The following is a 14873-nucleotide window of genomic DNA, read 5'->3' on the forward strand; positions in this document are numbered from 1 at the left end:
ATTTATAAGGAAGTGGGTTTTTGACCTTGTCATTCTCCCCTTCCCTAATTATCAACATTTTACAAAGGAGAGAATGAAAAATGCTTAAGATTGTAACTATTGGTGGAGGTTCAAGCTATACTCCTGAGCTTATTGAAGGATTTATTAAACGATATGACGAATTACCCGTTACCGATATTTGGTTAGTAGATATTGAGGAAGGTCGCGAAAAACTAGAAATTGTTGGTTCACTTGCAAAACGCATGGTGGAAAAGTCTGGACTTCCTATCAAAATCCATCTATCACTTAATCGACGAGAAGCATTAAAAAATGCCGACTTTGTTACAACACAAATTAGAGTCGGTTTACTGGATGCCCGCATAAAAGATGAAAGAATCCCATTAAAGTATGGTGTAATTGGTCAAGAAACAAATGGTCCTGGTGGTTTATTTAAAGCTTTAAGAACAATACCTGTTATATTAGAGATTTGTAAGGATATGGAGGAACTTTGTCCGAATGCATGGTTAATAAATTTCACTAATCCTGCTGGTATCGTAACTGAAGCGGTTCTACGCCATACCTCAATTAAGAAAGTAATTGGACTTTGTAATCTACCAATTCATACAAAGATTAACATTGCCGAAATGCTGGGTGTTGAAAGAGAACGTGTGCAAGTACAATTTGCAGGCTTAAATCACATGGTTTATGGATTAAATGTATACCTTGACGGCGCAAATGTGACAAAAAAAGTACTAGATATTTTAACTGGGGATACAAAGGGTGCTATTGATATGAATAATATTCCCGATCTTGACTGGGAACCTGAGTTCATACGTGCATTAGGAGTTCTACCTTGTTCGTACCACAGATATTATTATCAAACACAAAAAATGTTAGAAGAAGAATTAGAGGCTTACAAAAAAAATGGCGTCCGTGCGGAGGTAGTAAAACAGCTTGAAGGTGATTTATTCGAGCTTTATAAGGATCCAAATTTGGATATCAAGCCGCCACAACTCGAAAAAAGAGGTGGAGCCTACTATAGTGATGCAGCTTGTAGTTTAATTGACTCAATTTATAATGATCGTGGTGATATACAAACCGTTAACACTCAAAATAATGGCGCTATCGCAGGTATACCTAATGAATCCGCAGTTGAAGTGAATTGCGTTATTACGAAAAATGGCCCAATTCCATTGACTGTAGGTGAATTACCTATTGCGGTCAACGGATTAATTCAACAAATCAAATCCTTTGAAAGAACGACAATCGAGGCTGCTGTTACAGGTGATTATCATAAAGCCCTACTTGCAATGTCCATTAATCCACTCGTTCCATCAGACACAGTAGCAAAACAAATCTTAGATGAAATGCTAGAGGCACATAAAGAATACTTACCACAATTTCAACATTAATTTTGGCATTATTGTTCGAAATGGCCACTTGTTTTGAGGAACCCTCTTTACAAAGTGGTCTTTTTAGCTTGACTTAGATATCAATTAATAGGCGGTTTTTCATTTGCAAAATTCACGTATGGAGACTATTCTATAATATAAATACTTTAGGAATCATAAGATTTTGGAGGATATTATGAAACTGCTACCTGACCATTTAAAAAATAACTTGGACATCTTATTTGTTGGTTTTAATCCAAGTATCCGATCGGCAGAAACAGGACATCATTACGCAAATCCCAATAATCGCTTTTGGAAAATACTATTTGAATCCGGGCTAACTCCATGTAAACTGCGAGCAGAGGACGACTACAAACTACTTGAAATCGGATATGGATTAACAAATATTGTATCAAGACCTACAAAATCAGCTGAAGAGATTACAAAGGAAGAATATCAATACGGTAGAGAACAATTAAAAAGGATTATTCTTAACTATCATCCTAAAATCATATGTTTCGTAGGAAAAGGTGTTTATCAAGAATACAGCAAAAAAAGATCGGTTCACTGGGGTCTCCAGGATGAACCAGTCGTTAAAGGAACATTAGACTTTGTTGCTCCTTCTTCTAGTGGGCTTGTACGAATGAATTTTAATGAAATCACTGAAATTTATAGTGAATTAACAAGACTTTTAGAACAATTCAAATAGAACGTTATCATATAATTAAGTCGTGACCTCTTTTCAATAATCTATTAATATTACGTTAAGTAATTTTCATCAAGAGTGCCTGTTTGAAGTATTATTGGTATGGAATATCACCTTCGTCTGCCGTCCTCCTACTCCTTTTTCTAGCAATTAATAATGGTTTGGCAGTTATCATATATTTTTTACTATGTATTAACTTTCTACCTGTATCGATATCCCCATACTTTGTAATTGCTCAAATTCTTCTTCCCTATTTAAATAATCTCTATTCTTTGAATCTAAACGAATATACTGGTCAGAAGTCACTTCCTTTTTTATTACTGTCCCACCACATATGTTCGCGATATACATAGCTGTTGCTTCATCAATAAAAACATTTGCTACTTCTTCATCTATCGCAAAGGTAAAACTGAAAGAATCCTCATCATTCGGTATTCCAAATATTTCACCTGTAAAAACTAATTTCCCTAATTTTACTATCCATAATTTAAATGTATTATCCAAGTTGTTTCATCTCCTTTATGCCAATTTTACCATATCTAGTGGGTTTACTTATTTTTAACTAACTTTTTAAAAATATTTTCCACAAATTACCACCTTGGTATAACATCAATATTATAATAGATTAATAGTCCACCGTGAATATTATATAGCATATGAAATATGATTGATGGAATAATAGACTTAGTAACAAACCAAAGAAAAAATGATAATAATGCAAATAGTATAATTAACAATGGTTTGTCCATATGCAAGAGTCCAAAAATAATAGCTTGTAATATAACACAGATCCATAATGGAAATAATCTTGATAAAAAAACAACTGTACAAACTCGTTGAACTAACTCTTCCCATATTGGAAACAAAATTCCTGATGTAAAGATATACAAGATAAATTCATGATTGAACCGGAGTGGAAATCGAATAGGACTATAATAATTATCAAGCAGCCCTGTATTCATTAGGAAGCCAGATTTAAAAAATAAGTGATTTAGATAAAAAAACATCATATATATAAATACAATCCAAAAATATGTAGAGAGTTTTTTTAATATAGAAAAATTCAACACATTCATATATAAATTTCTAATTGGTAAGTAAACAAAACTAATGATTAAAATAAGAACTCCCGATATTATCTTAAAAATATATGGATACAAATAATGGGAATGATTTAAAATATCCCCTATCGAAAAGATAATATAAATAATAACTAAATATATAAATAATGATCTAGTTTCTATTCTCTCGCCAATCTTATCTATATACTCCATGTCTCACTTCATTCCTTTATACTTATCTAGTCTTCAACACTTTATAAAATTCGACAAAAGGAGATATTTTCCTTCTATAACTTTTAACCACTGTATTATTTTATAAGAATACTAAAATTACTGTGATTTGTTCTATAATGCATCTAACATGGTTTCAACAAATATAGTTCACATAAGTCAGCTGATGAATGGAACTGGAGCATTTATATGAGGTGAAATTTAAAGCTTTCATTCAATTTCAATTTATGTATGTTGAACTGCAATAACACAACTTATGTTTCATCGTCTAAAAATAATTAAATAATAGACGTTCTAATATCCAAAGATAAATCAACAAACACCAATATAACTTAAATAACTATATGACAAACTAATTTGATAAAGTAAAACACTGGAATTTTTTAATAACTAGTTTAAAATAGATAAAAAGTACATAATTTTAGGAGGGTCCTATAATGAAACTTACCGTTTATTTAGCTGGTCAAATACATGATAATTGGCGAGAAAAATTAATTCAAATGGCTGAAGAAAAAGAACTACCATTAGAGTTTGTGTCTCCACAAACAGACCATGATTTATCGGATTCTATCGGGGAAAACATTTTAGGAAAACAGCCTGGCCCACTTTATAAGGACGATGCTGCATCTAGTATTAATAACTTTCGCACACAGGTTCTTATGCAAAAATCTGATGTAGTGATTGCTTTATTTGGTGAAAAGTATAAACAGTGGAACACAGCAATGGATGCTAGTACTGCAATTGCTTTAAATAAACCAACAATTATTGTCCGTCCAGAGTCTTTAATCCATCCATTAAAGGAGCTTTCAAATAAAGCTAATGTAACTGTCGAAACAATTGAACAGGCTTTAGAAGTGTTAGCATATATATATGAATAATGTTGGTAACGGATTCGATTTTCATCGGATCCGTTTTTCTTTCTCCACCTAAAATTACAAATCACCAAAACGTCTTATTTTTAATTTTAAGCCCCTCTCAACACTCATTAATACCCCGATATGCAATTCCGATTTAAACACCATCAGAAAGCCTGTAAAGCTTCTTAAAATCGCTGTAAAAAGTTAATAAATAGCCGTTTTTACTATGAATTATATGTTATAATTAATAGTGTAATAGCTCTTTATAAATCGAATAATTTTATGAACCGAATTGTTTAAATACAAGTAAAGGAGTTGGAATTTTTGTATTTTTATTTTACCATTATTTTACATTAATGGTAAAATAATTATATTTTTAGACTTTAAAAGGATGAGTATATGAATAATCGTATGAACGAACGTTTCTCTAATGAAAGTATTCCTAAATTATTGCTTTCATTAGCTACTCCTGCAATTGCGGCACAATTAATTAATGCGTTATATAATATTGTTGATCGAATGTTTATTGGAAGAATGCCTGAAACTGGTACTCTAGCATTAACTGGTCTTGGTGTTGTATTTCCGATTACAATGATCATTTCAGCATTTGCAGCACTAGTTGGCTATGGTGGAGCTCCACTTGCTTCAATTAAGTTAGGAGAAGGAAAGCCTAAAAAGGCTGAAGAGCTACTTGGAAGCTGTTTCCTTATGCTTTTACTCCTATCAATGATTTTAACCACCATTTTCTTAATCTTTAAATCACAAATATTAGTATTATTTGGAGCGAGCCCTGATACATTACCTTTCGCCAATTCTTATTTAGGAATATATTTGATTGGAACAATTAGTGTCTTGATCTCATTAGGCTTAAACCAATTCATTGCTGCACAAGGGTTTGCCAAAACCGCAATGATTACTGTGTGTGTCGGTGCAGTCCTTAATACAATCCTTGATCCTCTATTTATATTTTGTATGAACATGGGAGTTAAGGGCGCTGCAATTGCTACAATTATTTCACAAACTATGTCAGCTGTATGGGTCATTTGCTTTCTCACATCGAAACGCAGTTATTTGCGACTTCGATTTAAAAATTTGTTTCTTAGACCAAAAGTAATAACTAGTATTCTCGCATTAGGACTATCTCCTTTCATTATGCAATTTACCGAAGGATTAATTCAGATAATATTCAACACTTCTCTTTCTCGTTTTGGTGGAGATTTATATGTTGGCTCAATCGGGATCATGAGTAGTCTTATGCAACTTTTCTCACTTCCATTATCTAGCTTTGCACAAGGTGCGCAACCGATAATTGGCTATAACTATGGAGCTGGTAACTATTCACGAGTAAAAGCTACGATTAAGTATTGTGTTATCTTTTGCGCCTCTCTAGGCTTACTTATGTGGAGTATTGCTATTTTTCTCCCACAGCTTCCAATAAGAATTTTCACAAACGATATAAACTTAATCAATCTAACGATGCACCTTATGCGAATCTTCTTTTTAGGTACTTGTATTTACGGAATTCAATTAGCATTACAACAGGTATTTATTGCTCTTGGTCAAGCTAAGGTTTCAATATTCATTGCTGTTTTTCGTAAGATGATCTTGCTTATACCACTAGTATTTATCCTTCCAACATTCATTAGTCCAAAAACAGATGCGGTAATTATTGCGGAGCCTATTTCAGACTTTTGTGCTGCACTTACTTGTTGTGTATTGTTTTCGTTAAAGATAAAAAAGCTACTGAAGTAAAAGCAATATATAAAACGATAATAAAAAAATCACAACCATTTTTTTTTTAAAAAATTGGTTGTGATTATCTCCTTAAAATATTCATGAACCAACAAAAAATAACTAAATCTTTCCCTTGCTTATATTATTATCTAATTAATTTTTACTCCATAGAAAATATAAATAACTTAAACTACTTAAAAAAATTCTTAATTGCTTCTAATCGTATTTTATGACTACAATCATCGCAACAATATTTACTCTTTCTATTTATCTTAAACCTCTTATAAGCATTGGTTCCCTCATATACTTTAAAGTCCTTTTTACAACTAAAACAATTAACTTCATAATAGTTCATATCATTCTTTGATTACCTCCTTTCAATTAATATTACCTGAATTGCTTTTATTTCTTAACTTAAGTAAATTATCTCAATTTGACACTATAATGTCTCATCGATTTTGGTATTCCCTTTAATTCTAACGTACCGCTATAGACAAGATGTCTAATTCTATATTCTAAAAATATTGGATAAATGGACGGATTGAGATCAAATAGGTGACCGATTAATTCTCCAGTTACTATAAATTCCTTTTGGCCACGCTTCTCATGAAGATCCTTTAATGTGTTTAGAATAAAGGAATCGTAATAATCCTCAGGAACCTCTTTGATTTCTTGTTTAGTATATATTCGTAATACATTTTTCGAACGCAAAAGGTTTTCCCATTCTTTTACAAATTGGATTCTATCTTGGATTGACAAAATTTGATCGAAAGTATGTTTTTCATAAATGTCTTTCAAATCCTCTGGCGTTAATTGGCTAGAGTACGTTAATTTTTGATTTTTATCTACAGATTTATGCAGTGCATTCGTGTTCAATAGATAGATCTTATTGGGTTTATTTTTTAAAAGATGTAGAATGAAACGAAGACAAATTTGTTCATCTGCATTGTCTCCATACCAAAGATAAATCGGTGATTGTTCAGGAATGTCATTAATTTCTCTAATTGAGTTCTTGAATGTAACTTGATAGGCATAATCATCGCTTTCAAAGTTAATATGCTCAAATAGCCATTCATTCCGATAATTGATTCCAGCTTCTTCATTAATTTTCCACAGTGGTCCGATCGATAATAAACCGGGAAAACCAATAACTCGTTTTGGTTGATCTAAACCTACCCGTATGCAACCAGCTGCCGATTCTGAACAAGCTATATGAATCGGAATTGTTTTATCATATAGCATTTTTTTATACTTGTGTATTTGGTGATTAATTTTATCAAGCATAATCAAATATCTCTCCTGCGCTATTAAATAGCTCCTTCCCTCAAGAGGCTTACTTTCCGTATGAAGAAATGTATCAAATACATCTCCTTCTTCAAGTATATACGTTTCCCATTGGCCACTACTATGTAATTCATCTATCTGTAAATAGCTGTTAGATTCAATTTTATAAACAAATACTATATTTGAATCAACTAAAAAATAAATGTAAGGATGATAATCTTTTGTTTTCAAAATATTCACTTCCTCGTATAGATTCACAAGATATACTATTCGCTATGAATAAGTATTTTCCCTCTACTTTTGTAGTTTTATCATGAAGAACGAGGCTCTATATGTTTAGCAACTAGATAAATAAAAAAATCCTCTCTAAAAAATAGTTTTTCTACTACTTTATAGAAAGGATTATTATAGTTTTTTCTTATTATTCTTTAATAAATTCTTTTGTACTTCTTACAGTATCAATTGGTCGAACTAAACTTTCGATTTCTTTTCTTTTTGGTTCTAGAAAAGGTGGTAAAGATAGTTTTTCCCCTAAGGTTTCATAAGGTTCGTCACCCATAAAACCTGGTCCATCGGTTGCAAATTCAAATAAAATTTGTGGTGCTACATTTGCATATAAAGATTCAAAGAAATGTCTGTCCACATAGCCAGAAGTTGGGAAACGGAAGGATTGCATTCTTTGAATCCATTCTTCTAGCACGGAACGATCTTCAACACGAAAGGCAGCATGATGTACAGTTCCGAACCCTTGTTGGGCACGCGGAAGGATAACATTGTGCTCTACTATTACTTGCGCACCATTTCCACCTTCTCCGACTTCAAATAAATGAAAAGAGCCTTCATGTGCAATCTCTTTAAATAAAAGAACCTTTTCCAGTACTTCTTTGAAGTAATCAAATTCAGCAATGCGGACAAAAATTGGTCCTAAGCCTGTAATAGCATACTCTAATGGTATCGGTCCTTTTTGCCATGGTGTACCTGAAGCAACCCCTTTATTATTTTCATCAGAAATTAACTGATATTGTTGATCATCAAAATCGACAAATGAAAGAGTTTTTTTACCGAATTGCTCAGAGATGCCTGTATGTTTAACTTCTAAACGATCAAATCGTTTCACCCAATATTCTAATGCAGCATCTGTTGGTACACGGAAAGAAGTTTTTGATATTTCATTCGTTCCATGTTTCCCTTTTGGAATACCAGGAAAATCAAAAAATGTCATATCTGTACCTGCACTACCGATATCATCTGCAAAGAAAAGATGGTAGGTTTGTATATCATCTTGGTTTACAGTTTTCTTAATTAAACGCATCCCTAGTACATAGGTGAAAAATTCATAATTCTTTTCTGCACTACTTGTAATTGCTGTTACATGATGGATTCCTTTTAAATGATTCATGTCTATTTCCTCCCTATTTTCCTCTGTTTCTATAGTAAAGTCCTATTGATTATTCTAGTTTACCCACAAGCTAAAAAAAATTATCTTTATTTAACATATCTCGAATTCAAGATAAATATTATCATAAACTCTGTTTTCTGTCAAAAAAATGACTTAGACAAAGGAGCATCAAGTAATTAGCTATCCTTTGCCTAAATTTCATATAGTCATTTGCTTCTGAAAAAGGACAATTACTGGCTTTTAATATTTAGCGGTTCTTATGAACGGTTTTAGACCGATTTATTAGTTAACACCCTACTTAAAAAGGCAGCAATGTTTGAGAAAAAACTAATAAAAAAATACTAATCATGTGGATTTATTATTGCTAATACTTGATGATCTTCCCAGTTTCCATTAATTTTAACATTTTTCTTAGCAATTCCTTCTTTATGAAATCCGCCCTTCTCCAATACTCTAATGGAGGGAATATTATGAGGCATTACTCCCGCTTCAATTCTATGTAATTTTAAATGATGGAACCCATACTCGACGATTAATTTAACAGCTTCTGTTGTATACCCCTTACCATTATGCTTTCGATCTAAGAAATATCCGATAAATGCACTTTGAAGTGAACCTCGAAGTACTTGAAAAAGATTTATCGTCCCTATTAATTTCTGATTATCTGTTAAAAATATTCCAAAATAATATTGTTGATCCTCTTCTGCTTCCTTTTCTAATTTTTTAATCCATTCTATTTGTCCATCAAGTGTATAGAAATGATTAGAACGAATCATAGAGAACTTTTCAAAAAACTCGCGATTCTCCAATTGTAGGTTTAGAGATGCCTGAGCATCAGTAGATTTTAATGGCTTTAAAAAAATAGATTTGCCCACCAACAAATGAATCACTCCCACGTCTTTTTATAGTAAAAACAAAACCCATTCCAACAATGAGCAATCTGGAATGGGTCTCCGTTTATTTATTCATAAATGCTTCGATTTCCTCTACAGTTCGGATAATATCCTTCGAAAGAATTTCATTTCCATCCTCGGTCACAAGGACATCGTCTTCAATTCGAATTCCAATCGCTTCTTCTTCAATATACAATCCTGGTTCAACTGTTAGAACCATTCCAGGTTGTAGGATTAAATCCTTATAAGTACCTACATCATGAGTGTCTAAGCCAAGGAAATGGCTAACACCATGATAATAATATTTACTGATTTCACTTTCTTCTTTAATCAGTCCCACTTTTATACATTCTTCAGCAAGAACCTTTTTGGTATGCTCATTTAATTTAGCAAATGCTACACCTGGCTTTATTAATGCTGTCGTTTCCTTAAGTGCTTTTAAAACAATATTATAGTAAGTTTTTTGCTTTTCAGTGAACTTCCCATTAACAGGGAAAGTAAAACTAATATCTGCACTATAGTAACCGTATTGAGCACCTAAATCTAATAATACTAAGCTTGCATCCTCCGTTTTTGAATTATTTTTATCATAATGCAAAATCGTCCCATTTTTCCCACTTGCACAGATTGTTGGAAAGGCATAATCTATAACCCCATTAGACTTTAATATAAAGTCAAAATATGCTTCAAGCTGGTATTCCATCATACCTGGCTTTGCATGTGCCATCATATGTTTAATGCCTTCATATGTAATATCAATTGCCTTTTTAATATTTTCGATTTCCTCAGGCTTTTTAAATACGCGTAGTTCAGAAATTATTGGATAAACATTTTTGATTTGCACATATGGGTAGTTTGCTTGTATTTTGCTCACAAATTGTTGAGCTTTCGTTGTATATGTATCCCATTCTCTTCTTTCAAGATCGAGATATAGATGATTTGACGAATCTGATAATAATGTCTGAGACAAAAATGAATCAAATTGATCAATATAACGAATGTCTGTTATACCTGATACTTCCGTCGCCTCAATTTCTGAAATTGTCTTCCCTACCCATTTTTCCATAAAAGGATCGGCTTTTTTTATAAAAAGATATTCCTCTACCTTGTTATTCATCTTCTTCGCGAGAAACATAATATTCTGTTCATTGATTCCTGTTAAGTAATAAAAATGACGATTAGGAACAAATTTATAGGCCTCATCTGCTGATTTTTGTGGAGCAGATCCAGCAAATAAAATAAGTAAGGATTGATCTTCTAGATTATTATATAAATGTTGACGGTTTTGGACAAAGAAACTACTATTCATTGTATTTCCTCTCTTCTAAATAACTTTTATTTTAATATTCTCTAATTATATCATAATTTCTGAAATTTCAAGAGAACAGTAAATTTCATTGCCAACGTTTTCAAATCTTCTCAAACTAGCTCAATTTCATTTGTACGCCCTTGATACCATTTATATACCATCCTAGCTATATCTGCTGGGACATCGCAAATTTCATTATGATGAACTGGCTTCGCCCGATTTATAGTTGTAAAGGATGCCAGACCAAAAAATTTTTGAAAAAAGCTATATTTCACTTGCATTTCAATAATTTTATTTCGTTTTGAAATAAATAAAGAAGTATGGAAACTCCCCTTCTTTAATTGAATAAACTGTTCGTTTAGTGTGTATTGTGTATGATAAAAGTCAAAAACTCTTAAGGTATATATCCATATTAAGAGAATAAATGAGAGTACCCACCAAATTTGTTCAAAGCCAAATACAATTGGTTTAAAATAATACAATGCGAATGTGACCACCACCCAAAACCAACTAGGTCGTAGCAAACGTACACATAAGGATCGTTTGGGTAAGCCTTTCATTTGTTTCGTTATTTCATAGGAAGGCAATATTTCCGTAATGATATCATAGGCTCGACTAACCGGTAAAAACGGAAAAAGTGAATTGACTTCATGCTTATCGTCTTCAATATTTGTATTGCCTGCACTAATCAATCGCACCTCCGCAAGACCAAGAATACGTTTTAAAAGGGATTGTTTTATTTCAACTGCTTGGACTCTACTCTTTGTAATGGTAAATATCGTTTCCTCTAAGTATCCTTTTTTAATATAAATTTGATTGTCATCTGAAGAGATTTCATAATTGCCAAATTGAATAGAAGTTTTAACTATTCCGAAGATAAATGACAAAATTGTAAGGATAATAATTACCAGACCTAGTACCCATCTTGAATGAAGAATCAATGAAAGTACACCTTTTGCTTGAGCTTCCACATGAAAAATATCATCAATGTTTGAATAAATCGAAATAATAAGTGGAATAAGCAAAAGAAAACTAAATGATGTGAGTGAAGCCTTTAATATATCTTTCTTCGTCGAACGAAAATGAATATGTTTTCCCTCATGACCGTCATTTTCTACATTAGAAGAGGTTAATGGCTTTATCTCAATTATTTCTTCTTTTCCTGATGCTACTTGATTTTTGATGTAATTTTCTATTTGATCTGCCTTAACCGGTGTAATCACTTTAAATTCAACAGTGCTATCATCACTCGACATTCCCGTCTCAAAACGAATCGATGTGACTTGAAAAATCTTGTGTAAAAAGGAAGTTCTTCGATTAATATTTTGAATCTTAGAAAACGGTATTGTTTGAACCGTTTTAAGAAATATCCCTTTAGTGATATAAAAGGATGTTTCAGCAAGTTTATATTTATGTGTATACCACTTTAGTAAAATATAAATAACGGAATATCCAAACAAAATAATAAAGACGAATCTCCCATACTTAAAAAATAGAGAATCAGACCCATGCTTTATAACAAATAAAAAGATAATAAAGAAAAAGGAATTTTTTATGAGTTGAAATAGATCAAAAATGATAATAAGTGGATGATATCGTTTAGTCGTATTCATGATTCCACTTCCTTTATTTTTGCGAAATATGCTATTTGGTTTCTTAACTCAATCGCTGTTGCTTTGGGCAAGGCAGGTATTGAATGTGAAGATCCCATTGTATTAATTGATATAGAGTAAAAATCATATTTTCTTAATAGTGGTCCTTGATTAGTAGAGATTGATTGTATTTTTGTCATTGGAATAATTTGATGTTTTTCGTTGATTGCTCCAAACTTCAATTGTAAAAACTCTTCATTCGCCTCATATCGCCAATTTTTATATAATAAAAAAGGCTCAATAAAAATAGACCAAATCGTAAAGAATAGTGAAATAATCATTATGGTAAATAGTAAATACCCTATCCACTCTTTCCATGAAAATAAATGGTCTAGATAAAATAAAACTCCTAGTATGAACCACCCACATAGGTTCGCCATAACTTCTCTGATAATCCAAATTTTTATTATAGCTTTTGATAATTTTCCATGAGGCGTATCTATATTAGTATACATTCCATCACTCCTGTTTGATCTTGGTTGTTGTTTATTGTGTTTAAACCTTTCATCCTCCTAAAATATAACAGGTGATTTTATCCTTTTCAATGAAACTCGGTTATTTTTCTTGATATACTCTCAATTGTTATGTTATTTATTAAACGCATTAATCTATTTCACAAAAAAACGTAAAAATCCTAATCTAGGTTTTTACGTTTAATTATCCATTTTATAGCTCTATCCAATACCTTTTGACAATATTGCCATTCGGTTCAATAAAATCTGTATCCGGAATTCCGACATTATTTATGATCGTTTTTTCTGAACCGATATTCGATTGATCACAAACTACTAGAGCCTTTTGAATCCCTAATGCTGTTGCCTTTTCTAGAGCAAGAACTAAAAGTTTAGTTGCATATCCCTTTCTTCTTTCCGTTGGTCTAATCCCATAACCGATATGTCCACCATTTTTCATTAATGCCTCTGTTAATCCATGGCGAATATTAACAGCTCAAAGCACCTTTTTATCTTTATTAACTAACCAAAAGGTGGAATCAGGGACCCATTTTTCCGGAAGGTTTTCCCCTTTTTCGGCGTCAGTTAAAGATTGTAGCATCCCAATAAAATTTGAAGGATCCTTACTTATCACCCATGGTACCATATCCTCTCCACTATCTTTCCATTCTTGATAAAATGATAAATATTGAGTTTTTAATTCAATAGTTGGTGAAATCAAGTATACATCTAACATCGAATAGTCTCCTTCTTTCATTCAGTAGATTCTAGAATATATTTTCTTCCCATTCATTCAGAACGAAATCTGTAAGAGCACCAGCTTCAATATAACTACGCACTAATTTCCAATCGTTATTTATTTCCCGTCTAAATGTTTGAAAGAATAAATTACCATTATCTAACCGTTCTCCATTAATAACCAATGCCGCAAAAATAATTGCTAATACTTCTCTTTTATTTAACTGAATAATAGATAACTTATTTAATTCCCACTCAGCTCCATTCTCAACGACAAAGCGAAAACCTTGTTCCCAACCTTCAATCGATTCATTAAATCCAAAATCAATAATTTCTTTTCCTGATATTTCCCGAGCCCGATAATCTTCGGATATCAATTCCTTTAATTCCTGTAGCGATGACTTGCCCCAAATCGCCAAATATTTGTTTAAGAAGGGGTGAAAAGTAGAGTCCATAATATTACCTCCAAATACTCACATAATTTATAGAAAGTAATTTAGCGATACCTTGGAACTGATCTAGATAAATTTTCCATTTGCACTAAATCGCCAAGATGTGAAATATCGTTCATACAGATTACTGTTCTTTCATTAGTCTCCATATTTAAATAAAGTCTAGTTATCCCACAATTGAACATTCTAAAATAATATTTTGCTTCTTCAGGTATTTGTAATAAATGCTTTAATAGCTCTGTTCCAGATTTTCCATGTATGACTACTACTAGTTTTTTTAATCGTTTTGAGGCTGCAACTTTGGTAATTTGATCGGCTATATATCCCATTCTCCTATATAAGTCTGACCTGCTTTCATGATTCCAATGTCTTGCCCAACCATCTTCATCAATTTCCGAAGGTAACCGAATCAAAGGGTATTGATTTTCTATACAAGAACGACTTAATCCATTTTCTTCCCATCCGTGGCCATGTTCAGATAGATGAACAAACGCCCTTGCTGAAGCTTGCGTTTTACTAGAAAGTATTTGTGCTGTTTCTAATGCTCGTTGCATAGGGCTACACCAAATCTCATCAACCTGTTCATTCAGTAAAACTTCTCCCACTAATCGCACTTGTTCTTTTCCAATAATAGATAATTCACTATCCCATGATGTGACAGCTTTAACATTATGAAGGGATTCACCATGTCTAACTAAGATCAATTCCATTTGATTCACACCCCAACCATTATTT

General features: G+C 32.2%; 15 protein-coding genes and 1 pseudogene. 4 read left to right on the plus strand and 12 right to left on the minus strand.

Annotation, left to right across the window (positions count from 1 at the left end; translation table 11 throughout):
• The first annotated feature begins 80 nt into the window (after window positions 1-80).
• Both I5818_RS13795 and I5818_RS13800 read left to right on the plus strand, forming a co-directional pair.
• Window positions 81-1391 carry a 6-phospho-beta-glucosidase gene (locus I5818_RS13795; RefSeq protein WP_058005401.1) on the plus strand — a complete coding sequence of 437 codons (1311 nt, stop codon included), beginning with the start codon at window positions 81-83 and terminating at the stop codon, window positions 1389-1391.
• Between the two features lie 175 nt (window positions 1392-1566).
• Window positions 1567-2079, plus strand: coding sequence for a mismatch-specific DNA-glycosylase (locus I5818_RS13800; protein WP_071975802.1), 513 nt, complete (start codon window positions 1567-1569; stop codon window positions 2077-2079).
• Between the two features lie 189 nt (window positions 2080-2268).
• On the opposite strand, the gene I5818_RS13805 is transcribed toward I5818_RS13800, so the two are convergent.
• Together I5818_RS13805 and I5818_RS26450 are read right to left on the minus strand one after the other, a co-directional pair.
• A complete protein-coding gene (locus I5818_RS13805) occupies window positions 2269-2580 on the minus strand; it encodes a hypothetical protein (protein WP_058005403.1) in 312 nt (103 codons plus the stop codon).
• Window positions 2581-2666: 86 nt separating this feature from the next.
• A complete protein-coding gene (locus I5818_RS26450) occupies window positions 2667-3350 on the minus strand; it encodes a CPBP family intramembrane glutamic endopeptidase (RefSeq protein ID WP_209391760.1) in 684 nt (227 codons plus the stop codon).
• A 455-nt stretch (window positions 3351-3805) separates the two neighbouring features.
• Here I5818_RS26450 and I5818_RS13815 point away from each other — a divergent pair, with 455 nt between their 5' ends.
• Both I5818_RS13815 and I5818_RS13820 read left to right on the plus strand, forming a co-directional pair.
• Window positions 3806-4246 (plus strand): YtoQ family protein, encoded by a 441-nt coding sequence (locus I5818_RS13815; protein ID WP_071975801.1) that lies wholly within the window; start codon window positions 3806-3808, stop codon window positions 4244-4246.
• Window positions 4247-4624: 378 nt separating this feature from the next.
• Window positions 4625-5977, plus strand: coding sequence for an MATE family efflux transporter (locus I5818_RS13820; protein ID WP_078111438.1), 1353 nt, complete (start codon window positions 4625-4627; stop codon window positions 5975-5977).
• Between the two features lie 172 nt (window positions 5978-6149).
• On the opposite strand, the gene I5818_RS13825 is transcribed toward I5818_RS13820, so the two are convergent.
• From I5818_RS13825 to I5818_RS13870, 10 genes and pseudogenes are all read right to left on the minus strand, one after another.
• Window positions 6150-6314, minus strand: coding sequence for a DUF2197 domain-containing protein (locus tag I5818_RS13825; RefSeq protein ID WP_065107307.1), 165 nt, complete (start codon window positions 6312-6314; stop codon window positions 6150-6152).
• Window positions 6315-6382: 68 nt separating this feature from the next.
• The gene (locus tag I5818_RS13830) at window positions 6383-7474 is read right to left on the minus strand and encodes a DUF1835 domain-containing protein (RefSeq protein ID WP_139358252.1); all 1092 of its coding nucleotides are present in this window, start codon (window positions 7472-7474) and stop codon (window positions 6383-6385) included.
• 190 nt (window positions 7475-7664) lie between these two features.
• On the minus strand, window positions 7665-8642 hold the full coding sequence (locus tag I5818_RS13835) for a ring-cleaving dioxygenase (protein WP_071975798.1): 978 nt from the start codon (window positions 8640-8642) through the stop codon (window positions 7665-7667).
• 341 nt (window positions 8643-8983) lie between these two features.
• A complete protein-coding gene (locus tag I5818_RS13840) occupies window positions 8984-9523 on the minus strand; it encodes a GNAT family N-acetyltransferase (RefSeq protein ID WP_071975797.1) in 540 nt (179 codons plus the stop codon).
• A gap of 76 nt (window positions 9524-9599) precedes the next feature.
• The gene (locus I5818_RS13845; protein ID WP_078111303.1) at window positions 9600-10844 is read right to left on the minus strand and encodes an aminopeptidase P family protein; all 1245 of its coding nucleotides are present in this window, start codon (window positions 10842-10844) and stop codon (window positions 9600-9602) included.
• 110 nt (window positions 10845-10954) lie between these two features.
• Window positions 10955-12457 carry a PH domain-containing protein gene (locus I5818_RS13850; RefSeq protein WP_209391761.1) on the minus strand — a complete coding sequence of 501 codons (1503 nt, stop codon included), beginning with the start codon at window positions 12455-12457 and terminating at the stop codon, window positions 10955-10957.
• Complete coding sequence (locus I5818_RS13855) at window positions 12454-12951, minus strand: PH domain-containing protein (protein WP_078110781.1); 498 nt, start codon at window positions 12949-12951, stop codon at window positions 12454-12456. The genes I5818_RS13850 and I5818_RS13855 overlap by 4 nt, the downstream gene beginning before the upstream one ends.
• 211 nt (window positions 12952-13162) lie before the next feature.
• Window positions 13163-13684: pseudogene (locus tag I5818_RS13860) on the minus strand (GNAT family N-acetyltransferase).
• A 31-nt stretch (window positions 13685-13715) separates the two neighbouring features.
• Window positions 13716-14141, minus strand: a complete 426-nt coding sequence (locus I5818_RS13865) for a flavoprotein (protein WP_078110780.1) — start codon at window positions 14139-14141, stop codon at window positions 13716-13718.
• A gap of 41 nt (window positions 14142-14182) precedes the next feature.
• The gene (locus I5818_RS13870; RefSeq protein ID WP_078110779.1) at window positions 14183-14848 is read right to left on the minus strand and encodes a histidine phosphatase family protein; all 666 of its coding nucleotides are present in this window, start codon (window positions 14846-14848) and stop codon (window positions 14183-14185) included.
• Window positions 14849-14873: the final 25 nt, after the last annotated feature.

The sequence above is a fragment of the Heyndrickxia oleronia genome, assembly GCF_017809215.1.
Taxonomy (GTDB): Bacteria; Bacillota; Bacilli; order Bacillales; family Bacillaceae_C; genus Heyndrickxia; species Heyndrickxia oleronia.